Origin of the sequence: Spirillospora sp. CA-128828 (assembly GCF_050945415.1) — a bacterium.
Taxonomy (GTDB): domain Bacteria; phylum Actinomycetota; class Actinomycetes; order Streptosporangiales; family Streptosporangiaceae; genus Spirillospora.
This window is the reverse complement of the sequence record NZ_CP191986.1, coordinates 4764445-4784867: the sequence shown is the minus strand read 5'-3', so window position 1 is coordinate 4784867 and position 20423 is coordinate 4764445. Positions and strand designations below refer to the sequence as shown.

Genomic DNA, 20423 nt, shown 5'->3' with positions numbered 1-20423 from the left:
GCCCGGCCCCCGATCGGGTCCGCCGCGCCGGCCCGTAACGCGCTCTACCCCGCCGGAAAGCCGCAAACATGCCGCCCCGCAGGGGCTCCCACGCCGCGCGGCGACGGTTGAACCCGTCCGTCCGGGTATGCCGAGGGCCATGCCACCCGACGAGCCACCCGACGAGCCGGCCCCCGCCCCGACCGGGGAGCCCGTCCGGTTGATGCGCCCCGGGCCCGCGCGGCGCGCCGCCGAGCCGCTCGCCTGGTGGGCGGCGCTGCTGGCGGTGTACCTGGCACTGGTGTCCACGATCTCCGTCACCGAGATCACCGTCGGCGCGCTGGCCGCGGCCGCAGGAGCCGCCGCCGCTGTCGCCGGGCGCCGGGCTCTGTTCACCACCGGAACCTCCCGCGACCCCGAGGGCGGGCCGGCGACCGCCGCCGGCCGCGTCAAGGCCCTGCGGCCCGTCCCGCCCGCCCGGCTCATCCCGCCGCTGGCGTGGCTGCCCGCCCAGGTCGCCGCCGACACCGCCCGCATCGCCGTGCGGGGCGCGTCCGGCGGGCACTGGACACCGCTGGCCGTCGCGCCGGGCGCCGCCAACCGCGGCACCGCGACCCTGCTGGTGTCCATCTCCCCAGGCACCTACGTCGGCGGCGTCGACCCCGAACGCGGGCTGCTGCACGTCCACCGCCTCGCGCCGCGGCCGTCGCCGTTCGAGCGGCGCCTGCGCCGCTCCGGGCTGGTCGAGGCCCCCGGCGGCGACGGCGGGGTCCCCTCATGAGGACAGACGTGCTGAACACCGCGGTGCCCGCGCTGGCCGTGATGATCGGCGGGCTGCTGCCGGCGCTGCTGGCCACGCTGCGCGGCCGCCCCGCCGGGCGGCTCGCCGGGCTGATCGTGACCGGGCCGCTGGTCACCCTCGCGCTGGTGCTGCTGGCCGCCGCCTACGGGCGGCCCGCCTACCTCGACGTCGCCCTGGTGCTGGCGCTGCTGTCGTTCGCCGGGTCCCTGGTGTTCGCCCGGTTCCTCAGCCGCACCCTGTGACCCTGGGAAAGGAGGGCGCCGATGAGCCTGGACCTGCTCGCCGACGTGCTGACCTGGGCCGGCGCCGCCGTCGCGGTCGCCGCCGGGGTGCGGCTGCCCTTCACCCGCGGCGCGGCCGCCCGGCTGCACACCGTCGCGCCCGTCACCGTCCTGGCCGCGCCGCTGCTGATCGCCGGGCTGGCTCTGCGGCCCTGGTCGTCCTGGCACGACGTCGCCAAGCTCGCCGTCATCGCCGTGCTGCTCGCCGCCACCGGCCCCGCCACCGTGGTCACCGCCGGGCAGGCCGTCCGGCGCGCCGCCGGGAGATCGGAGTGAACCCGCCGTGACCGTCTGCCTGGGCGCCGGCTCCCCCGACGCGCTGTCGGGGCCGCTCGCCGACGCACTCATCGCCGCCGCGCTCGTCCTGTCCGCGCTCATGGCCACCGCCGTCGTGCTCACCCGCGACACCGTCCGGCAGGCGATCGTGCTGTCGGGGTACGGGATGGTCCTCGGCCTGCTGTTCGTCATCCTGCAGGCCCCCGACGTCGCCATGTCCCAGATCGGCGTCGGGACCGTCCTGGTGCCGCTCATCGTCGTCCTGGCCCTGCACGCCACCCGCCGCTACCGCGACACCGGAGGCGACGGGGGGCCGTCGGGCGAACACACCTGCGGGCAGGCAGGCGAGCAGGGCGGGGACGGGCGGGAGGCGCGCCGGTGAGGTCCCCGGCCCGCACCCTGCTGTTCGCCGCCGGCGCCGCCGGGACGGGCTCGCTGTTCACCGCCGGGACGCTCGGGCTGCCCGGATTCGGCGGCGCCCTGCACCCCTACGCCGACCGCGCCGTCCACCAGGCGGTGCTTCGCGGCACTCCCAACGTCGTCTCCTCGGTGAACTTCGACCAGCGCGCGTTCGACACCGTCGGCGAGGAGCTCATCCTGCTGTCGGCCGCGGTCGCCACCGTCGCGCTGCTGCGCGTCGTGCGCCGCGAGGCCGAGGACGACGGCGCCGCCCACCGGCACGGGCCTGCCGAGGTGTCCGACGCGCTGCGCATCGTCGGATACCTGCTGCTGCCCCTCACCCTGCTCGTCGGCGTCTACATCGTCGCGCACGGGCAGCAGTCCCCCGGCGGCGGATTCCAGGGCGGCGTCGTCCTCGGCACCGCCATCCACCTGCTCTACCTCGCCGGCGACTACCCCGCCCTGCAGCGGCTGCGGCCCATCCCGGTGTTCGAGTCCGCCGAGGCGGCCGCCGCCGCCGCGTTCGTCCTGGTGGTCCTGGCCGCCGCCGGCACCGCCGCCACCGGCCGCGTCCCCGCGCTCAACGCCGCCGTCGGGACCGAGGTCGGCTGCGCCCTCGTCCTGCTGCTCGGCAAGTTCTTCGAACAGGCCCTCCTGGTCCGCGAACGCCCTGCCGGCGAACACTCGGCCGGCGAACGCCGCCGGGCCGGTGGCCCCAGGGAGCCCTCGTGAGCCTCTTCCCCTACCTGACCGCCGGCTGGATCATGATCGCCGGCGTTTACGGGATCGTCACCAGCCGCGACCTCGTGCACGCCGTGGTCTGCCTGTCGGTCACCCAGTCCGGCACCTACGTGCTGCTGCTGGCCATCGGATACCGGTCCGGCGCCACCGCCCCGGTGTTCTCCGACCGGCCCCCGCCGCCCGCCGGCGGGCCCGTCACCGACCCCGTCGTGCAGGCCATGACCCTCACCGACATCGTCGTCGGCGCCACCGTCACCGCGCTGCTGCTCGCCCTGGCCGTCCAGGTCGCCAAACGGCGCGGCACCCTGGACCCCGACGAGCTGCGCTCCCTCGAATCGTGATCCTGCAGACCACCATCGCGCTGCCCGTCCTGGCCGCCGCGCTGCTCGCCGCCACCGGGCGGTGGCTGCCGCGCCTCGCCGTCGACGTCACCGCCCTGGCCGTCGCCGCCGCCGTCACCGCGCTGACCGCCCTCACCCTCGCCCGCGCCCCCCGCCACCCGCAGGTCACCTGGCTCGGCGGCTGGGGCCCCGGCACCGGCGTCGGGATCCCGCTGGCCGCCGACCCCCTCGCCGCCGGCCTCGCCTGCGTCACCGCCGTCCTCACCCTGGCCGCGCTGGCGTTCTCCTGGCGGTACTTCACCGAGATCCAGGCGATCTTCCACGCGCTGATGCTGCTGTTCCTGGGGTCGATGTGCGCGTTCGTGTACACCGGCGACCTGTTCGACGCGTTCGTGTTCTTCGAGCTGATGAGCGTCGTCGCGTTCGCCCTCACCGGCTACCGCTCCGAGGAGCCCTCCACCGTCCACGGCGCCCTCAACTTCGGCATCGTCCAGTCCATCGGCGGCTACCTGACCCTCACCGGCATCGCGCTGGTCTACGGCCGCACCGGGCAGCTCGGGCTGGCCGCCATCGGACGCGCGCTCACCGGCACCGCCACCCATGGGCACGCCGGTGCGCTCGTCACCGCCGCGTTCGTGCTCATCTGCACCGGCTACCTGGTCAAGGCCGCCGCCGTCCCCTTCCACTTCTGGCTCGCCGACGCCCACGCAGTCGCCCCCACCCCCGTCTGCGTCCTGTTCTCCGGGATCATGGTCGAGCTCGGCGTGTACGGGGTCGCGCGGACCTACTGGGCCGTGTTCGCCGGGCTCGTCCCGCTGCGCGCCATCGCCGTCCTCGGCGCCGCCGCCGCGCTGCTCGGCGCCGTCATGTGCGTCCTGCAGCACCACATCAAACGGCTGCTGGCCTACTCCACCATCAGCCATGTCGGGCTGCTGCTGACCGGCGTGGCCGCCGGCACCCCCGGCGCGCTGTCGGGCACCGCCTACTACCTGGCCGGGCACGCCGGCGTGAAGAGCGCGCTGTTCCTGGCCGCCGGGGCGCTGCTCAACCGGCACGAGACCGTCGACGCCCGCGAGCTGCGCGGACGCGGACGCGGCATGCCCGTCACCGGCGCCACGTTCCTGATCGGCGCGCTGTGCCTGGCCGGGCTGCCGCCGTCCGGGCTGTTCGCCGGGCACTCGGTCACCGAGCACGACGTCGCCGAGCTCGGCTGGTGGTGGTACACGCCGCTGTCGGTCGCCGCGTCCGCGCTCACCGCCGGCGCCGTCCTGCGGGTCTGGCTCGTGGTGTGGCGGGGCGCCCCGGCCGACGAAGAGCCCCGGCCCGGCGGCGAGCACGAGGACCCCGAGACCCCCGGGGGCCTGCGTTCCATCCCCTGGATCATGGTCGCCCCCGGCATCGTGCTGCTGGCGGCCGGGCTGCTCGTCGGGCTGCTGCCCGGCGGTCCCGTCGCCGCCGCGGCCGAGGCGTTCGCGAGCCGCGACGACTACGCGGGGCTCGTCCTGGACGGCCACGCCGCCCACCCGCACCCGCCGCCCGCCGACCCCTGGACCGGGCCCGGGCTCGCCGGATTCGCCGTCACCGTCCTTCTCGCCGTGGCCATCGCCGCCGGCGGCGTCGACCGTCCCGCCACCGCCCGGGCCCGCGCGGCGATCCCGCCGGCCGTGCGCCGCGCGCTCGGACGCGCCGCAGGCGCCGCCTCCCGGCGCCTGCACGACCTGCACTCCGGCCACATCGGGGACTACGCCGCCTGGCTCACCGCCGGCGTCGCCCTCCTGGCCCTGCTCACCGCCCGCTTCTGACCCGCCCGTCCCGGCTCACAGGCCTCCGGACCGCCGGCGGGGAGTTGATCCCGGACGGGGTGGCGGGCCACGCTGTGGGGTCCACCCCGCCGCACTCCTGCCGGGCCTCGCCGAGGGGAGGGGCTCCGTTGACCCGCCGTCGTCCCCGCACCCGCGCGGCGCTCATCGCCGCCGCGGCCGGTGTGCTCGCCGAACCTCGGCTCCCCCGTCTTCACCGGCGGATACCTGTACCTGTTCGCGTCCGTCTGCGACACCCCCGGTCTCGGCGCCTGCGCCGCGGGACGCGTCACCCTGGCCCGCGTCCGCGCCGGCCCCGCCGCCTGGCGCGACCCGGCCGCCTACGAGTACCGGGCGCCCGCCGGATGGACCCGCGACGCCTTCCAGGCCGGCGCCGTCGTTTCCGCCGCCGCCCCCTACGCGGTCCACGTCGCCGACTACACCGCCCTCGGCAAGGGGCTCGTCATGGTCGAGCAGCGCGGCCTGGACGGCCGGTACCGCCTGTGGCGCGCCCCCGCCCCCGAAGGGCCCTGGCGCCCGGCCGGGGACGGCGCCGTCCCCTGCTCGGGCGGATCAGGACTCGACCAGTGCCGCGCCCTCATCGGCCACCCCGAACTCAGCACCCGCCGCGCGCTACTGCTGTCGTACTACGACCCGGCCGGCCACCACATCACCGCCCGCGCCGTCCCCTGGTGACCCGGCCGGTCAGATGCTCCACAGACGGCGCTTGCGGTAGCGGGGCTCCCACAGCACCCGGTTCAGCTCCCGCAGCGGCTTGGGCAGCGACGTCAGGAACCGGCTCCGCTCCACCGGAGCGATCCCGTCCACCACCCACGGGACGAACAGCGGCGTGCCCTCGTCGCAGCCGCGGCGCGCCTCGTCGGCCAGCGCCCGCCACTCCCCGGCCTCCAGCGCCGACTCCGCCAGCGGCAGCGCGCTCATCTCCTCGTGCCGCAGATGCCTCTCCAGCGCCTCCCGCAGATCCGCCACCGCGGCGGGCAGGTCGCCGCCGCCCGCCATCACCGCGTCGACCCGGGCGATCAACGGGCCGATCCGGGCGTGCTCGGCGCGCATCTCCTCCAGCACCGCCCGCTCCACCCGGCGCCCCGCCACCGCGTGCTCCACCCGCGGCCACAGCCACCGGTCCTCCAGGTCATGGTGCAGCCGGATCTGGTCCTTGAGGTTCTCCCAGCCCGCGCGCACGTGCGAGGCCCGCCCCTTGCCCGCGGCAGCGGCCGCCGCGAGCCGGTCCAGATCCCGGCGGAACGCGTCATGGGCGGCGTACAGGAGGGCGTGGCAGGTCGTGTCGCGCGGCCGGACCGCGAAGGTGTCCATACCTATATGAGGCCCCCGGCGGACCCGGATGTGACACCCCCGCACCCCCGAGAGACGCACCTCACATCGCCGCCCCGCCGCGGGCGGTGGTGACGGCGGCGTCGATGCCGTCCAGGACCAGGGCGAGACCGCCCTCGAACGCCCCGCGGGCCGCCTGCTCCAGGTACGGGACGTCCTCGGCGACGGCGGGGGCGCCCTCGGCGTCCAGCCACGCCACCAGCGGGAACCGCTCGGCGAACCCCGGCGCGAGCTCCTCCAGCGCCTCGGCGCGGCCGTGCCACCACCGCTCCTCCGACAGGCCCGTCGCCCGCACCGCCTGCCGGGACTCGGCGAGGGTCTGCGCCGCGCCGCGCACGACGCTCGACAGCGCCGACACCGCGCGGCGCACCTGCGGCGCCGCCAGCCCGGTCGCGGTCAGGACGCCCAGCAGCGCCTCCAGTACCCGGTACTCGTTCGGGCCGAGCACCGGGCGGGCCTGCGAGACCTGCAGCATCCACGGATGCCGCAGGTAGAAGTCCCAGGAGTCCTCCGCCCATCGGGTCAGCGCCGCCCGCCATCCCGCCGCGACGTCGTAGCCGTCGGGCAGCTCGGCCAGCGCCCGGTCGTACATGAGGTCGACCAGCTCGGCCTTGCCCGGGACGTAGGTGTACAGGGCCATCGCGGTGCGCCCGAGCCGCTCGCCGACCGCGCGCATCGACAGCGCCGCCATCCCGTCGGCGTCGGCGACGGCGATCGCGGTGTCGACGATCATCTGCACGCTGAGGCCCGGCCGCGGCCCCGGGCCCGTCTTGGACGGCCCCGGGGCGCGCCACAGCAGGTCCATCGAGCGGCGTGCGTCGCCCTGCCCGGCGAAGACGACCAACGTGCATCTCCTTATGCCATAAACTATTTTGGAACAGGATCTCTTTACGCCCTAAGATATCAAGCGAGTGAGGAAGCCCCCATGCCCCTCCAGCCGACGAGCCCGCCGGCCGGAGGCCGCGCCGCCGCCGCCGACGCCCACGACGTGATCGAGGTCCGCGGCGCGCGCGAGAACAACCTCGCCGACATCAGCCTGGACGTCCCCAAACGCCGCCTGACCGTGTTCACCGGGGTGTCGGGCTCGGGCAAGTCGTCCCTGGTGTTCGGCACCATCGCCGCCGAGTCGCGGCGGCTGATCAACGAGACCTACACCGCGTTCGTGCAGGGGTTCATGCCGTCGGTCGGGCGCCCGGACGTCGACGCGCTGCACAACCTCAGCGCCGCGATCGTCGTGGACCAGGAGCGCATGGGCGCCAACTCCCGCTCCACCGTCGGCACCGCCACCGACGCCCACGCCATGCTGCGGATCGTCTTCAGCCGGCTCGGCGAGCCGCACGCCGGCACCTCCTCGGCGTTCAGCTTCAACAACGCCGAGGGCATGTGCCCGCGCTGCGAGGGACTCGGCCGCGCCTCCCGGATCGACCTGGACGAACTCCTCGACCGCGACCTGTCACTGGACGAGGGCGCCATCACCGTCCCCAACTTCGGCGTCGGGTCCTGGTACTGGAAGGTCATCGCCGGCTCCGGCCTGGTCGACCCCGCCGTCAAGCTGCGCGACTACACCGAGCGGCAGTGGGACGACTTCCTGAACAAGCCCGCCACCAAGGTCAAGAGCAGCGGGATCAACACCACCTACGAGGGGCTGCTGGTCAAGGTCAAGCGGCTCTACCTGGACCGGGACACCGAGTCGCTGCAGCCCCACATCCGCGCGTTCGTCGACCGCGCGGTCACCTTCAGCGCGTGCGAGGCGTGCGGCGGCGCCCGCCTCAACCCCGCCGCGCTCGCCAGCCGGATCGGCGGGCTCAACATCGCCGACTGCGCCGCCATGCAGATCAGCGACCTCGCCGGGTTCGTCCGCGGCATCGGCGAACCGTCCGTCGCGCCGCTGCTGGCCACCCTGCAGGGCACCCTGGACTCCCTGGTGGAGATCGGCCTGGGCTACCTCAGCCTGGACCGCGAGTCCACCACCCTGTCGGGCGGCGAGGCCCAGCGCGTCAAGATGGTCCGGCACCTGGGGTCCAGCCTCACCGACGTCACCTACGTCTTCGACGAGCCCACCGCCGGGCTCCACCCGCACGACATCGCCCGCATGAACGACCTGCTGCTGCGGCTGCGCGACAAGGGCAACACCGTCCTGGTCGTCGAGCACAAGCCCGAGACCATCGCGATCGCCGACCACGTCGTCGACCTCGGCCCCGGCGCCGGCACCGGCGGCGGGCACCTGTGCTACACCGGCGACCTCGCCGGGCTCCGCGCGTCCGGCACCCTCACCGGCCGCCACCTGGACCACCGCGCCCGGCTGCGCGAGAAGGCCCGGCGGCCGTCCGGGCACCTGACGATCAAGGGCGCGGACCTGCACAACCTCAAGGACGTCGACGCCGAGATCCCCCTGTCCGTCCTCACCGTCGTCACCGGCGTCGCCGGATCCGGCAAGAGCTCCCTGATCCACGGGTCGCTGCCCGGACGCGACGGCGTCGTGGTCGTCGACCAGTCCCCCATCCGCGGCTCCCGCCGCAGCAACCCCGCCACCTACACCGGGCTGCTGGACGCGATCCGCGCCGCGTTCGCCAAGGCCAACGGCGTCAAACCGGCCCTGTTCAGCGCCAACTCCGAAGGCGCCTGCCCGGTGTGCAAGGGCCTCGGGCTGGTCTACACCGACCTGGCGATGATGGCCGGCGTCGCCTCGGTCTGCGAGCAGTGCCAGGGACGCCGCTACACCGACGAGGTCCTCACCTACACCCTGCGCGGCAAGGACATCAGCCAGGTCCTGGCCATGCACGTCGACCAGGCTCGCGAGTTCTTCACCGCCGGGCAGGCCCGCACCGTCCTGGACCGGCTCGCCGACGTCGGCCTCGGCTACCTCGGGCTCGGCCAGCCGCTCACCACCCTGTCCGGCGGGGAGCGGCAGCGGCTCAAGCTCGCCACCCGCATGGCCGAGAAGGCCGCCGTCTACATCCTGGACGAGCCCGCCACCGGCCTGCACCTCGCCGACGTCGACCGGCTCCTCGCCCTGCTCGACCGGCTCGTCGACGACGGCAACACCGTCATCGTCATCGAGCACCACCAGGCCGTCATGGCCCACGCCGACTGGATCATCGACCTCGGGCCCGGCGCCGGCGCCGACGGCGGCGAGATCGTCTTCACCGGCACCCCCGCCGACCTGGTCTCCGGCGCGGACACCCTCACCGCCCGCCACCTGCGCGACTACGTCGGCGGCTGACACGCCGGCGGGCCGGTCGGCATATGGTCAGCGCGGGGCGGCCTTGGCCAGGACGTCCAGGTAGTGCGGGTTGGACATCACACCGAGGACGTTGCCGAACGGGTCGATCACCGACGCGGTCACGAACCCCGTCCCCTCCCCGCGCTCGGTGATCTTCTCGTGCGTCCGCGCGCCCATCGACAGCAGCCGCGCCACCGCCGCCTCCAGATCGTCGACGTGCCAGTACATGACCGCGCCGCCCGGGCCCGCGGCGTGGCCGGCGGGACGGAACCGGGCGTCGATCAGCCCCAGCTCGTGCTCGTAGTCCCCGGCCCGGAACTCGTAGTAGCCGGCGCGGCCGTCCGGGCCCGCGACGCTGAAGTACGGCTGGACGCCCAGCAGCTCGGCGTACCAGTCCCTGGCCGCCTCCAGGTCGTCCGCCCAGAAGCTGATGGTGGCGAATCCCCGCAGCATGTCGTGCCTCCGATCACCGGGGCCGGAGGTTCCGGCCCCGCACCGCAGACGCTAGACCCCCAATAGGTCACCGAACGTCCTACTAGAGCGGCAGGATGGAGAACATGCGTGATCCGTCCGGACGGCTGCTCCAGCTGCTGTCCCTGCTGCAGACTCCCCGCGACTGGTCCGGCACCGAACTGGCCGGGCGCCTCGGCGTGACCGCCCGCACCATCCGCCGCGACATCGACCGGCTGCGCGACCTCGGCTACCCCGTGCACGCCACCCACGGCAACACCGGCGGCTACCGGCTCACCGCCGGCACCGCGATGCCGCCGCTGCTGCTGGACGACGACGAGGCCACCGCCATCGCGATCGGCCTGCGGACCGCCGCCGCCGGGGCCGTCACCGGCATCGAGGACGCCTCGCTGCGCGCCCTGGCCAAACTCGAGCAGGTCCTCCCCCACCGGCTGCGGCACCGCGTCGCCGCGCTCACCGAGGCCGCGGTGTCCCTCCCGCCGCAGGACGGCGCCCCGCCCGCCGCCGACCCCGCCGTCCTGGCCCTGCTCGCCTCCGCCTGCGTCACCCGCGAGACGGTCCGCTTCACCTACACCGACGCCGGCGACCGGGAGACCCGGCGGCTGGCGCAGCCGCACCGCCTGGTCACCGCGGGCCGCCGCTGGTACCTGGTCGCCCACGACGAGGACCGCGCCGGCTGGCGCACCTTCCGCGCCGACCGGATCACGGGCCCGCGGCGCACCGGGACGCGCGGACCCGAACGCGCGCTGCCCGGCGGCGCCGACGCCGCCTCCTGGGCCATGGACGCCCTCGCCGGCGGATCCGGGACGATCAAGGCGCGGCTGCTGCTGCACGTCTCCGCCGAGGACGCCGCCGAGCACGTCACCGCCTGGCAGGGCGTCCTGGAACCCCTCGACGACCGCAGCTGCCTCCTGCACACCCGATCGGACTCGATGCGCTTCCTCGCCTACCGCGTCACCCTGCTGCCCGTCGACTACACCCTGCTCGACCCGCCCGAACTCGCCGGCCACCTGGCCGCGATCGCCGGACGCGCCACCCGCGCCGTCCGCTCCTTCACCGCCCCGCCCTAACCGAGGGAGGTGTCGCCGAGGGACTCCAGCAGGGTCCGCAGCGCGGCGGCCAGCCGCTCGCGCGCCTCCGGGTCCAGCGCCGCCAGCAGCCGCTCCTCGTTGGCGGCGTGCAGCCCGACCAGCTCGTCCACGATCTCCAGCCCGCGCGGCGTCAGCCGGATCCGCACCGAACGCCGGTCGCCGGCGTCGCGGACCCGCTCGACCAGGCCCTTGGCCTCCATCCGGTCGATCCGGTTGGTGATCGCGCCCGAGGTCACCATCGCCGCCTTCAGCAGCGCCCCCGCCGTCAGCTCGTAGGGGGCGCCGTGCCGGCGCAGCGTCGCCAGGACGTCGAACTCCCAGCTCTCCAGCCCCCGCGCGGCGAAGAAGTCCCTCAGCTCCCGGCCCAGCAGGAGCTGCGCCCGCGAGATCCGCCCGACCACGCCCATCGCCGACACGTCCAGATCGGGACGCTCCCGGCCCCACTGCGCCAGGATCGCGTCCACCGCGTCCGCCATGCCGCCTCCCAAGGAAATCTCAATATTGAGATTATCAATCAAGGGAGACTCTTGCGGGGTGGACCGGCCTTCAAGTCGCCCATTGAAGTGGCGACGAACTCGCCACCCATTCGGCCGGACGGTTGCCGGTAACCTTCAAACGTGAACGAGAACGGGGAGCCGCGGTTGCGTCCGGTGGACCTGGCCCGGGCGGCCGGCATCTCGACCCAGCAGGTCCGCAACCACGAGGCCGCCGGCGTCCTGCCGCCCACCGGCCGCACCCCCTCCGGCTACCGCGTCTACACCGACCGGCACCGCCGCGCCCTGCTCACCTACCGGGCCCTCGCACGCGGCCACGGCATCGAGCTCGCGCAGCGCGTCATGCACGCCGTCCACGCCGGCGACGTCCCCGTGGCGCTCGCCCTCATCGACTCCGGGCACGCCGCCCTGCACCAGCAGCGCGTCTCCCTGCAGGCCACCAGCGACGCGCTGGAGGCGATCGTCGACCGGCAGACACCCGCCGCGCCAGTCCCACGTGAGGGACTGCGCATCGGCGAGGTCGCCGCCCGCCTCGGCGTGCGGACCTCCGCCCTGCGCGTCTGGGAGTCCGCCGGGCTCGTCCGCCCCGGACGCGAGCCGATCACCGGGTACCGCCGCTACGGGCCCGGCGACGTCCGCGACGCCCGGCTCGTCCACCTGCTGCGCCAGACCCGGCACCCGCTGCCGCAGGTCCGGGCCGTCCTGGACGAACTGCGCCGCACCGGCACCGGCGACGCCGTCCGCGCCGCGATCGCCCAGCGCCAGGCCGACCTGACCGGCCGCGCCACCGCGATGCTCGAAGGATCCGGCCGCCTGCACGACTACATCACCGACCCGGCCCCATGACCACAACCGGCACCGGGCCTCGACAGGCCGCCGGCCGCCTGCGATAAACGAACCCGACCATCGTCAAGCGGGTAATGGTGTAATCATGGAAACGCTTTTCGAGCACGCCGGCGGGCACGAGGGCCTCCGCAGGTTCATCGACCTGTTCTATTCCAGCCTCCTGGCCGACCCCCTGCTCCAGCCCCTCTTCGGCGAGGGCCGGCCGACCCACGTCGACCACCTGACCGCCTTCACCGCCGAGACCTTCGGCGGCCCCGACACCTTCACCCGCGAGATGGGCGGCTTCTCCCACCTCATCGACGTCCACCGCCACCTGAAGATCACCGAGGAGCAGCGGCTGCGGTTCGTCGAGCTGTACATGGCGGCCGCCGACGCCGCCGGGCTCCCCGCCGACGCCCCCTTCCGGCAGGCGCTGCGCGAGCACGTGGAGTTCGGCACCGAGGTCGCCATGCAGAACTCCCACGCCCGGACCGACGACGAACTGCACCCGCTGCGCGAGGTCCCCCGCTGGGACTGGCCCACCCCCTGACGCCCGGCGGCCCTGGGCATCCGGAACCCGCCCGGTTATCGTGACCGCATGCCAGGTTGACGCTAGAGACACCGTGGTTCTCCGCGCCCCGCCGCCTTCGTCCGCACCTCGATCCGGACGAAGACCAGCAGCAGGGAAGGGTCATGGAGATCAGGAGAATTCACCGCGACGAGGGCGACGCGGTCGGCCGCCTGTGGGACCGCATGTGCCGCGAGACCGAGGACGGCGGCCCGCTCACCGAACGCGGCCGCGGCGACCTGTCGCGCATGCTCGCCGTCTCGGCGTTCCACCGCGACGCGTTCTGCCTCGTCGCCGTCGACGACACCGCCGATGACACCGCCGGGGCCCGCATCGCCGGGTTCGTGAACGGCCGCACCACCGCCGAGGACGGGCTGCTGCCCTGCCTGGCGGGCGAGATCGACTCGCTGTACGTCGTCCCCGAAGAACGCGGCCGGGGCATCAGCCGGGCACTGGCCGAAGCCGCCGTCCGCCGGCTGCGCGACCACGGCGCCCACACCATCCGCTACCTGTCGTGCGCCGACGCCCACGACGACCACCGGTTCTGGCAGTCCCTGGGGTTCGAACCCGACATGATCTGCCTGTCCCTCTACCGCGACTAGGGCAAGCGAGCGGTCCCGCCCGGCCGGGCCGGGCGGGACCCGCCACCGCCGCCGGGCGCCGACCGCGTCCGAGGCCGGGCTGTAGGTGCCGGAGGCGATCCGAGCGGCGCCCGGTGCTCGGCATAGCGCCTGCCGCCGACGGTGACCGTGCCGGACGTGAGCGCGTCCAGCCCGAGGATCATCCGCATGGTCGTGGACTTGCCCGCGCCGTTCGGCCCGAGGAACCCGGTCACGATGCCCGGCCGGACCGTGAAGTCCAGCCCGTCGACGGCGGTCTTGTCCTCATAGCGCTTGATGAGGCCGCGCACGTCGATCATCTGTCTTCGCCCTTCGTCAGGTGATGGCGGAGGACCCTCCGCCTTCGCACCGATCACGCTAGGAACGGATCTGCGCGCGGAACCGGGACCGCGGGACCGTCCTGGCCGGCCCCGGTGGTACCTGGGTTCCACATCGGCTCACGCGTCCCCCGGCGACCCTCATCGCGTGGACGTGGGCTACTCCTGGCGGAGGACGAGGCGGAACGTGCAGCCGTGCCCTGGACGCGTGTCGAGTTCCAGGCGGCCGCCGTGGTAGCGCGCGATGGCGGCGGCGATGGCCAGGCCGAGGCCGCTCCCGCCGTGGTCGCGGGCCCGCGCCGGGTCGACGCGGTAGAAGCGTTCGAAGACGTGGGCGGCCTGGTCCGGGGTGAGGCCGGGCCCCTCGTCCGCCACTTCGACGACGCAGATCCGCGTGCCTTCCGCGAGGGCCGGTGAGGCGCCGACACGGCCGCTGCGGTCCATCCCCCGGCGGGCGTCGGCCCTGGCCGTGCCGACACGGACGTGGATCGGCGTCCCCGGAGGAGTGTGGGTCAGGGCGTTGGACACGAGATTCCCCACGACCTGCCGGAGCCGGTGCGGATCGCCGGTCGTCTCGGCCAGTTCCAGCTCGGCGGCGTCGCCGGTCAGTGGGCCGAGGCCGATCGAATGGCCCGGGTGGCGGACGGCGGCGGTGCTGATGGCGTCGGCGGCGGTGGAGAGCAGGTCCACCGGTTCGCTGCGGTAAGCGGGTTCCTGGTCCAGTTTGGCCAGCAGGAGCAGATCGTTGACCAGCATGCTCATGCGCTCGGCGTTCTGCATGATCAGGCGGTCCGCCTCGCGCCGGTCGGGGGAGGGCAGTTCGTGGTGCCGCAGGGAGAGTTCGGCGAAGCCCTGGATCGAGGTGAGCGGCGTGCGGAGCTCATGCCCCGCGTCGGCGACGAACCTGCGGAGCCGGGCCTCGGACGATTGGCGTTCGAGGAGCGCGCCCTGCAGGCGTTCGAGCATCGTGTTGAGCACGCCGCCCAGGCGGCCGATCTCGGTCCGCGGGTCGGTGTCGCCGAGCCGCAGGTCCAGGCTGCCGGCGCTGATGCGCTCAGCGGTGCCCTCCATGCGGGTCAGTGGCAGCAGGCCCAGCCGCACGACCAGGCGGCCGGCCGTCACCAGCCCGGCCAGCGTCACCGCGATGATGGCCGCGTCGAGCCACAGGAGCTTGGACATCGCGCCGTCGAGGGTGTCGAGCGGGAGGGCGACGACGAATGCCTGGCCGTTGGGCGCGGTGCCCCGGCGCACCCGCCAGTTGCCGTCACCCGCCACCGCGGGGAGGGTGGTCGGGCTGCCCGGCCGCAGGCGCAGCCGGCTCGCGGACTCGGGCAGGCGGGGCGGCGATTTCAGGCCGCGGCCGATGAACTGCTTCGAAAGCCGGCCTGAGGCGTCGTAGAAGTAGAGATGGAAGTCCGACGGGAGTTCGACCCCTTCCGGCGGGGGGTGGATCGGGTGACCGGGCACGCTCAGGCTCTCGTCGAGCCGCGCGGTGGACGGCGGGAAGGCGCGCAGCTGCTCGTCCAACCGGTCCATCAGCCAGGACCGCAGCACCACGAACCCGATCACCTGGGAGGTCAGCACCGCCACGGTCGCCAGCACCGTGGCGCCCAGCACGAGCCGGCGGCGCAGCGATCTCGGCCGCCCCGGAAGCAGCCGGATCACGACCCCGCCGCCTGGGCGCGCCCGCGCGGCAGCCGGAGGCAGTAGCCGACGCCGCGGACCGTGTGGATCAGGGGCGGGTCGAAACGGTCGATCTTGCGGCGCAGATACTTGACGTAGGTCTCCACGATGCGGGCGTCGCCGTCGAAGTCGTACCGCCACACGTGGTCGAGGATCTGGGCCTTGCTCAACACGCGGTGCGGGTTGGCCAGCAGGTAGGCGAGCAGGCTGAACTCGGTCGGCGAGAGCCGGATGTACTCGCCCGCGCGGTGCACCTCGTGGGCGGCCTCGTCCAGCTCCAGGTCGGCGTAGCGCAGCACCCCGTCCTTCCTCGCGCCGGTGCCGTCGCCGCCCGAGCGGGCCCGCCGGAGGATCGCCTGGACGCGCAGCAGGACCTCCTCCAGGCTGAAGGGCTTGGCGACGTAGTCGTCTCCCCCGGCGGTCAGCCCCGCGATGCGGTCGGACACCTCGCCCAGCGCCGTCAGGAACAGGATGGGGGTGCGGACACCGGCCGCCCGCAGGGCTGCCGTGACCGCCAGGCCGTCCAGGTCCGGAAGCATCACGTCCAGCAGGATGAGGTCCGGCCGGAAGCGTTCCACCCCGAGCAACGCCCCCTGGCCGGTGTCACAGCCGTCCACCTCGTAACCGGCCAGCCTGAGCGTGGACTCCAGCAGGACGCGGATGCCGGCCTCGTCGTCCACGACGAGCACCCGATCCCGGGGCTGCTCCGTGCCCTGTCCAGGAACGCCCTGCTCAACCATGCGCGATCACCGTGCGCCTTCCCTCCGCTCAACCGGCGGCACAGTCATAGAGAGTATTGGTGCCTCCGAATCCCACCGGCCCGCTCTGCCGCCGGCCGGAGGGCGCAGCGGAGACGCCATAGGCCGAAGGCGGCACCGTGCGGCAGTGCCCGGCGACCCAGGCGGTCCGCCGGGTGGCCGGATCGTCCTTGCCTGCGCCGCCGAACGCGGTCCCGATCGAGGCCATGGGAGAGCTGAGGACGAAGCGGAGCCCGCCGTTCCGTGTCCACTGCTCAAGCTGCCGCGTCGAGGGCACATCGTCGGTCGCGCTGAAACCGCCCATGCCGATGACGTGGGAGTCGCTGTTCAGGATGAATCCGGATGCCGCCATCGCGCCGCCCTCGACGGCCAGGGTGATCCGGGCCGAGCCGGAGTTCCGCCGCGCGTAGTCGAGGATCCTGCGTTGGTCGGCGGTCAGCCGGGAACCGCCCATGCCCGCCATGCCCGCCATCTGAGGTAGAGCGCCGCCACCCGAGCCGAAGATCCCCGCCGGCGAGGGCGTCTCCCCCGGCTGGGGCATGCCCTGCTCATCGCCGGCCGCCTGAGGCGGCAAGGGCATCCCACGCGGCATACCGCGTCCGCCCCCGAAGGGCATCGTCGCAGGGCCGGCGGCGGGGATGGCACCGCCCATCGGCGAGGACGCACCGCCCGGAACGATCACGGCCCACGCGCCCGGCGCCATCAGCACCGCGAGCACACCGGCTCCCAAAGCGGCCGGCAGCAGCCGCCCGGACCACCGGAAGGCGGCGCACGACAGGACGACGGCCGCCGCCCCCGCCGCGAGCACCGGCCAGACCAGCCACCCATGCCACTCCGGCGCCCGCCTGATGACGATCAGGGCCCACCCCACCGTCACGGCGATGGCCGACGCTCCCACCGGGACAGGCCAGCGAGCGCCCGCACGATGAGCCCGCCGCAGCGCGGCCACCAGCCCGCCGCACAGGGCGCCGATGGCCGGAGCGAGCTGCGTCGTGTAGTAGGGGTGGAAGATCCCTTCCTGAAGTGAGAAGACCGCCGCGCACACCAGCAGCCAGACGCTCCACAGGACCCAGCCGGTCGCCGGGAGCGTCCCCTCCGCCGGGAGGCGGTTCCGGCGGCGCAGGACCGCCCCGGCGACCGCCACCCCGATCGCCGCCGCGCACACCGGCAGCAGCCAGCTGATCTGCCCGCCGACCTGCTCCCCGAACATCCGCAGCACCCCGGCGTCCCCGCCGAACATCGCCCCGCGGCCGAGCATCCCTGTGCCGCCGGACATCCCCCCGAACGCGGGCCCGGTCCCGGGACCTTCGCCCTGTCCGAAGACGCGGCCGAGCCCGTTGTAGCCGACCAGAAGGTCCCAGGCGGAACCGTCCTCACTGCCGCCGACATACGGCCGGTCGCCCGGCCACACCGCCACCAGCGCCACCCACCACAGCGACGCCACCGCCAGGACACCGCCCGCGACCAGCATCCGCCGCACCGCGGCGCGCCAGGGGCCCGCCGCACCGACGAGCCAGGCGGCCGCGAACGCGGGCAGGACCATCCAGGCCGCCAGCATCTTGGTGACGAAGCCGCAGCCGATCAGGAACGCGGCACCGCACAGCCACCAGGTGGCGGCCCGTCCCGCGAGTTCCTGGAGAGCCCGGGTGAGCGCGTAGGCCGCGCACACCAGCAGCAGGAGCAGCGGGGTGTCGAGATTGTTGGTGCGCGTAACGGCCACGGTGATGGGCGTGAGCGTCAGGACCAGGGCGGCGATCAGACCGGCGCTCTCCCCCGCCCACCGGCGCACCGTCCGGTGGAGCATCAGGACGGCCAGGACGCCCTCGGCCACCTGCGGCAGAAGCAGTGCCCAGCCGTGCAGCCCGAACACCTTGGAGCTGATCACCTGGGGCCACAGCCCCGCGGGCGGCTTGTCCACGGTGACCACGCCCACGGGGTCGTACGACCCGAACAGGAAGTTGGTGAAGTTCTCGCCCATGGACTTCACCGCGGCCGAGTAGTAGGCGTTCCCCCAGCCCAGCGATCCGAGCGCCCAGCCGTACAAGGTGGCGGCGGCGACCAGGATCGCGGCGAGCGCGGCTGCGGGCGCCCATCCGGGCCGTCGCACGATGGCGGACGGCCGCGTCCGCGGGCGGGAAGAGGTGATGATGTCGGCAGAGTGGGTCATGAACGCGGGTCGCTCTCATCGGTGGGGGGCTGAGTGGGGGCGGACGGGGAACGTCGGCGGAACACCGCCGACCGCAGGACGATGAAACGCGCGGCGGTGACGAACACCGACGCCGCGGCCAGGACCAGGGTCTCCGCGGCGTGCGACGCGCTCGGCTCGGCGCGCTGGAACAGCAGTACCGCCGCGGACGTCACCGCGTAACCGACGGCGAACAGGGCGCCCGCGCCCAGGTGCGCGCGGCCGGCGCCGACCGTGGAGTCCCGGAACGTCAGCCGCCGGTTGGCCTCGGTGTTGAGGATCGTCAGGACGATCAGCGAGACCAGATTGGCCAGGGCCGCCGGCCACCAGGACCGCAGCAGCCAGTAGAACATCGCCTGCCCCGCCGTGGAGGCGACGCCGATCACGACGAAGCACCCCAGCTGCCATGTCAGGGCCGAGCGTCCCCGGTCGGGCGCAAGGACCGCATCGGGATGCTCGGCGGACGGCTCCGCGCGACGAGGCACCGCGACGTCGGCGGAACCGGTCGCCTTCATCCGGGCCATCCTCCATATCCCCCGCAGGTCGTCGACCGCCGTGCTGACGACCTTGACGCGGGTGTCGACGTCCTCGACCCAGTCGACCGGCACCTCGTGGATGCGCAGCCCGTTGTGCTCGGCCAGGACCAGCAGCTCGGTGTCGAAGAACCACGAGTCGTCGGCGGTGACCGCCAGCAGCGGCCGGATCACATCAGTCCGCGCAGCCTTGAACCCGCACTGCGCGTCACTGAAACGCGCGCCGAGCCCGAGACGCAGCAGCGCGTTGTAGCCGCGCGAGATCAGCTCGCGCCGTGGGCCGCGCACCGTCCGGGCCCCCGGCGCCAGCCGGCTCCCGATCGCCAGGTCCGAATGCCCGCTGGCCAGGGGCGCGATCAGCGGCAGCAAGCCGTCCAGCCCGGTCGAGAGGTCCACGTCCATGTACGCGACGACGTCCGCCTCGCTCGCCGCCCACGTGGAACGCAGGGCCAGCCCGCGGCCCTTGCGTTCCAGGCGGACCACCGCGACACCGGGCAGATCCGAGGCGAGACTGCGCGCCACCTGCAAGGTCCGGTCCGTGCTGGCGTTGTCGGCGACGGTGACGCGCCAGGAGAAGGGCATCCGTTCTCGGAGGTGGTCGTGCAGCGTGCGCAGGCAGCCCGGCAATGCCCGCTCCTCGTTGTGGACGGGGATGACGATCTCCACCGTCGCCGTTGCGGCCGGGCCCGCGGCGGAGCCGCACGCGGGCTGGAACCGGCCGGGCGCGCTCGCGGTCGCCGGGCCGATGCCACTAGGGGTCTGCGTCATTGCCTCACCAAGGAGCCGATCGAGTCTGGGAGCTTCGCGCGTGTTGACGCCACGCTGGGAGCGCGGGGGCAACGCCGTCCCGCGCAAGGACGGATCGACTGTGGCGAGCGCCCGCGAAGATCACCGGGGAGAAGACAGGGAATTGGCCGAGAGTCGTCCCGGGCGGCAGGCCTCTGGGACGGCGGCGGCTGCGCCATATAGAACGTTTGCGTTTCTCTCAAAGGCTCGGCTACCGTATAGAACGGTACGGTTTCGTTCTATAGGAGTTCCCATGGCCGATGACACGCCGGGCCGTCCGGTCCGCCGCCCGCGGATGACGGCCGAGCGAGAGATCGAACTGCTGGTGGCCGCCCTCGATGAGCTGCGCGAGGTCGGCTACGAGGCACTGACCATGGACGCGGTGGCGGCCAGGGGGCGCTGCAGCAAGGCCACGCTGTACCGGCAGTGGCAGAGCAAGCCCCAGATGATCGCCGCCGCGCTGTACGCCACCCGGCCGGTGGACGCGGGCGAGATCGATACCGGCACACTCCGCGGCGACCTGCTGGCCCTGGGCGGCGAGCTGGCCGCGCACGCGGAGAAGGACACCGCACTGTTCGCCGCGCTCGCGCACGCATCGCTCACCGACCGCGCGCTCGCCTCGGCCGTGCGCACCACGCTGCTCGAACCCGAGACCGCTCACCTGGCCACGTTCATCGAGCGCGCGATCCGGCGCGGGGAACTGGCCGCCAGCCCGGACGCGATCGCGTTCGTGCCGCACCTGGTCTTCAGCGTCCTGGTGTCACGGCCCCTGTTCGAGGACGCCTACGCCGATCCCGAATACCTGACCCGGTTCATCGACCAGGTCATCCTCCCCGTGTTGCAGCACGGCTGAGCCTTCCTTCGCACCCCTTCCGCTTTCAGCGCCCTTCCGGAGTTC

General features: G+C 73.9%; 22 protein-coding genes and 1 pseudogene. 14 read left to right on the top strand and 9 right to left on the bottom strand.

Going from position 1 to position 20423, the window contains the following annotated elements; all coding sequences use genetic code 11:
• Positions 1–139: 139 nt before the first annotated feature.
• The 8 genes from ACQPXG_RS23480 to ACQPXG_RS23445 all read left to right on the top strand — a co-directional run bounded on the left by ACQPXG_RS23480 (position 140) and on the right by ACQPXG_RS23445 (position 5314).
• Positions 140–760 carry a hypothetical protein gene (locus ACQPXG_RS23480; protein WP_433469860.1) on the top strand — a complete coding sequence of 207 codons (621 nt, stop codon included), beginning with the start codon at positions 140–142 and terminating at the stop codon, positions 758–760.
• Entirely contained in the window at positions 757–1023 is a 267-nt protein-coding gene (locus ACQPXG_RS23475; RefSeq protein ID WP_433469859.1) for a monovalent cation/H+ antiporter complex subunit F, read from the top strand. The genes ACQPXG_RS23480 and ACQPXG_RS23475 overlap by 4 nt, the downstream gene beginning before the upstream one ends.
• A gap of 21 nt (positions 1024–1044) precedes the next feature.
• A complete protein-coding gene (locus tag ACQPXG_RS23470; protein ID WP_433469858.1) occupies positions 1045–1338 on the top strand; it encodes a monovalent cation/H(+) antiporter subunit G in 294 nt (97 codons plus the stop codon).
• Positions 1339–1345: 7 nt separating this feature from the next.
• Positions 1346–1720, top strand: a complete 375-nt coding sequence (locus tag ACQPXG_RS23465) for a Na(+)/H(+) antiporter subunit B (protein WP_433469857.1) — start codon at positions 1346–1348, stop codon at positions 1718–1720.
• Positions 1717–2469 (top strand): MnhB domain-containing protein, encoded by a 753-nt coding sequence (locus tag ACQPXG_RS23460; RefSeq protein ID WP_433469856.1) that lies wholly within the window; start codon positions 1717–1719, stop codon positions 2467–2469. Before ACQPXG_RS23465 ends, ACQPXG_RS23460 begins: the two co-directional genes overlap by 4 nt.
• The gene (locus ACQPXG_RS23455; RefSeq protein WP_433469855.1) at positions 2466–2819 is read left to right on the top strand and encodes a sodium:proton antiporter; all 354 of its coding nucleotides are present in this window, start codon (positions 2466–2468) and stop codon (positions 2817–2819) included. The genes ACQPXG_RS23460 and ACQPXG_RS23455 overlap by 4 nt, the downstream gene beginning before the upstream one ends.
• Positions 2816–4621, top strand: a complete 1806-nt coding sequence (locus ACQPXG_RS23450; RefSeq protein WP_433469854.1) for a complex I subunit 5 family protein — start codon at positions 2816–2818, stop codon at positions 4619–4621. Before ACQPXG_RS23455 ends, ACQPXG_RS23450 begins: the two co-directional genes overlap by 4 nt.
• A gap of 180 nt (positions 4622–4801) precedes the next feature.
• Positions 4802–5314 carry a hypothetical protein gene (locus ACQPXG_RS23445; RefSeq protein WP_433469853.1) on the top strand — a complete coding sequence of 171 codons (513 nt, stop codon included), beginning with the start codon at positions 4802–4804 and terminating at the stop codon, positions 5312–5314.
• A 9-nt stretch (positions 5315–5323) separates the two neighbouring features.
• On the opposite strand, the gene ACQPXG_RS23440 is transcribed toward ACQPXG_RS23445, so the two are convergent.
• Entirely contained in the window at positions 5324–5953 is a 630-nt protein-coding gene (locus ACQPXG_RS23440) for a hemerythrin domain-containing protein (RefSeq protein ID WP_433469852.1), read from the bottom strand.
• Between the two features lie 61 nt (positions 5954–6014).
• On the bottom strand, positions 6015–6815 hold the full coding sequence (locus ACQPXG_RS23435; RefSeq protein ID WP_433469851.1) for a TetR/AcrR family transcriptional regulator: 801 nt from the start codon (positions 6813–6815) through the stop codon (positions 6015–6017).
• An 81-nt stretch (positions 6816–6896) separates the two neighbouring features.
• Between ACQPXG_RS23435 and ACQPXG_RS23430 the strand changes: the two genes are divergently transcribed.
• Entirely contained in the window at positions 6897–9194 is a 2298-nt protein-coding gene (locus tag ACQPXG_RS23430; RefSeq protein WP_433469850.1) for an ATP-binding cassette domain-containing protein, read from the top strand.
• 27 nt (positions 9195–9221) lie between these two features.
• On the opposite strand, the gene ACQPXG_RS23425 is transcribed toward ACQPXG_RS23430, so the two are convergent.
• On the bottom strand, positions 9222–9647 hold the full coding sequence (locus ACQPXG_RS23425) for a VOC family protein (protein ID WP_433469849.1): 426 nt from the start codon (positions 9645–9647) through the stop codon (positions 9222–9224).
• Positions 9648–9751: 104 nt separating this feature from the next.
• Between ACQPXG_RS23425 and ACQPXG_RS23420 the strand changes: the two genes are divergently transcribed.
• Positions 9752–10735 carry a helix-turn-helix transcriptional regulator gene (locus ACQPXG_RS23420; protein WP_433469848.1) on the top strand — a complete coding sequence of 328 codons (984 nt, stop codon included), beginning with the start codon at positions 9752–9754 and terminating at the stop codon, positions 10733–10735.
• Here ACQPXG_RS23420 and ACQPXG_RS23415 read toward each other — a convergent pair.
• Positions 10732–11232: a MarR family winged helix-turn-helix transcriptional regulator gene (locus ACQPXG_RS23415; RefSeq protein ID WP_433469847.1), complete on the bottom strand. Its 501-nt coding sequence runs from the start codon at positions 11230–11232 to the stop codon at positions 10732–10734. The genes ACQPXG_RS23420 and ACQPXG_RS23415 overlap by 4 nt on opposite strands.
• A 141-nt stretch (positions 11233–11373) precedes the next feature.
• Between ACQPXG_RS23415 and ACQPXG_RS23410 the strand changes: the two genes are divergently transcribed.
• From ACQPXG_RS23410 to ACQPXG_RS23400, 3 genes are all read left to right on the top strand, one after another.
• The gene (locus ACQPXG_RS23410) at positions 11374–12096 is read left to right on the top strand and encodes a MerR family transcriptional regulator (RefSeq protein ID WP_433469846.1); all 723 of its coding nucleotides are present in this window, start codon (positions 11374–11376) and stop codon (positions 12094–12096) included.
• Positions 12097–12181: 85 nt separating this feature from the next.
• Positions 12182–12625, top strand: coding sequence for a group II truncated hemoglobin (locus ACQPXG_RS23405; RefSeq protein ID WP_433469845.1), 444 nt, complete (start codon positions 12182–12184; stop codon positions 12623–12625).
• Positions 12626–12681: 56 nt separating this feature from the next.
• The gene (locus ACQPXG_RS23400) at positions 12682–13245 is read left to right on the top strand and encodes a GNAT family N-acetyltransferase (RefSeq protein ID WP_433469844.1); all 564 of its coding nucleotides are present in this window, start codon (positions 12682–12684) and stop codon (positions 13243–13245) included.
• A 101-nt stretch (positions 13246–13346) separates the two neighbouring features.
• Here the strand turns inward: ACQPXG_RS23400 and ACQPXG_RS23395 are convergent.
• The 5 genes and pseudogenes from ACQPXG_RS23395 to ACQPXG_RS23375 form a co-directional block, all read right to left on the bottom strand.
• Positions 13347–13562, bottom strand: a pseudogene (locus ACQPXG_RS23395) (ATP-binding cassette domain-containing protein); the annotation flags it as partial.
• Between the two features lie 177 nt (positions 13563–13739).
• Positions 13740–15245: a sensor histidine kinase gene (locus ACQPXG_RS23390; protein ID WP_433469843.1), complete on the bottom strand. Its 1506-nt coding sequence runs from the start codon at positions 15243–15245 to the stop codon at positions 13740–13742.
• Entirely contained in the window at positions 15242–16003 is a 762-nt protein-coding gene (locus ACQPXG_RS23385; RefSeq protein ID WP_433469842.1) for a response regulator transcription factor, read from the bottom strand. The genes ACQPXG_RS23390 and ACQPXG_RS23385 overlap by 4 nt, the downstream gene beginning before the upstream one ends.
• 28 nt (positions 16004–16031) lie before the next feature.
• Positions 16032–18188, bottom strand: coding sequence for an ArnT family glycosyltransferase (locus ACQPXG_RS23380; protein WP_433469841.1), 2157 nt, complete (start codon positions 18186–18188; stop codon positions 16032–16034).
• On the bottom strand, positions 18185–19507 hold the full coding sequence (locus ACQPXG_RS23375) for a glycosyltransferase (protein ID WP_433469840.1): 1323 nt from the start codon (positions 19505–19507) through the stop codon (positions 18185–18187). Before ACQPXG_RS23375 ends, ACQPXG_RS23380 begins: the two co-directional genes overlap by 4 nt.
• A 271-nt stretch (positions 19508–19778) precedes the next feature.
• On the opposite strand from ACQPXG_RS23375, the gene ACQPXG_RS23370 reads away from it, so the two are divergent.
• The gene (locus tag ACQPXG_RS23370) at positions 19779–20378 is read left to right on the top strand and encodes a TetR/AcrR family transcriptional regulator (protein ID WP_433469839.1); all 600 of its coding nucleotides are present in this window, start codon (positions 19779–19781) and stop codon (positions 20376–20378) included.
• The last annotated feature ends 45 nt before the right edge of the window (positions 20379–20423 follow it).

Excerpts from the sequence above, each read along its gene's own strand:
- ACQPXG_RS23475 (WP_433469859.1), top strand. The coding sequence starts at position 757 with ATGAGGACAGACGTGCTGAACACCGCGGTGCCCGCGCTGGCCGTGATG.
- ACQPXG_RS23440 (WP_433469852.1), bottom strand. The coding sequence starts at position 5,953 with ATGGACACCTTCGCGGTCCGGCCGCGCGACACGACCTGCCACGCCCTC.
- ACQPXG_RS23480 (WP_433469860.1), top strand. The coding sequence starts at position 140 with ATGCCACCCGACGAGCCACCCGACGAGCCGGCCCCCGCCCCGACCGGG.
- ACQPXG_RS23425 (WP_433469849.1), bottom strand. The coding sequence starts at position 9,647 with ATGCTGCGGGGATTCGCCACCATCAGCTTCTGGGCGGACGACCTGGAG.
- ACQPXG_RS23430 (WP_433469850.1), top strand. The coding sequence starts at position 6,897 with ATGCCCCTCCAGCCGACGAGCCCGCCGGCCGGAGGCCGCGCCGCCGCC.
- ACQPXG_RS23420 (WP_433469848.1), top strand. The coding sequence starts at position 9,752 with ATGCGTGATCCGTCCGGACGGCTGCTCCAGCTGCTGTCCCTGCTGCAG.
- ACQPXG_RS23375 (WP_433469840.1), bottom strand. The coding sequence starts at position 19,507 with ATGACGCAGACCCCTAGTGGCATCGGCCCGGCGACCGCGAGCGCGCCC.
- ACQPXG_RS23380 (WP_433469841.1), bottom strand. The coding sequence starts at position 18,188 with ATGACCCACTCTGCCGACATCATCACCTCTTCCCGCCCGCGGACGCGG.
- ACQPXG_RS23370 (WP_433469839.1), top strand. The coding sequence starts at position 19,779 with ATGGCCGATGACACGCCGGGCCGTCCGGTCCGCCGCCCGCGGATGACG.
- ACQPXG_RS23405 (WP_433469845.1), top strand. The coding sequence starts at position 12,182 with ATGGAAACGCTTTTCGAGCACGCCGGCGGGCACGAGGGCCTCCGCAGG.
- ACQPXG_RS23470 (WP_433469858.1), top strand. The coding sequence starts at position 1,045 with ATGAGCCTGGACCTGCTCGCCGACGTGCTGACCTGGGCCGGCGCCGCC.
- ACQPXG_RS23385 (WP_433469842.1), bottom strand. The coding sequence starts at position 16,003 with ATGGTTGAGCAGGGCGTTCCTGGACAGGGCACGGAGCAGCCCCGGGAT.
- ACQPXG_RS23415 (WP_433469847.1), bottom strand. The coding sequence starts at position 11,232 with ATGGCGGACGCGGTGGACGCGATCCTGGCGCAGTGGGGCCGGGAGCGT.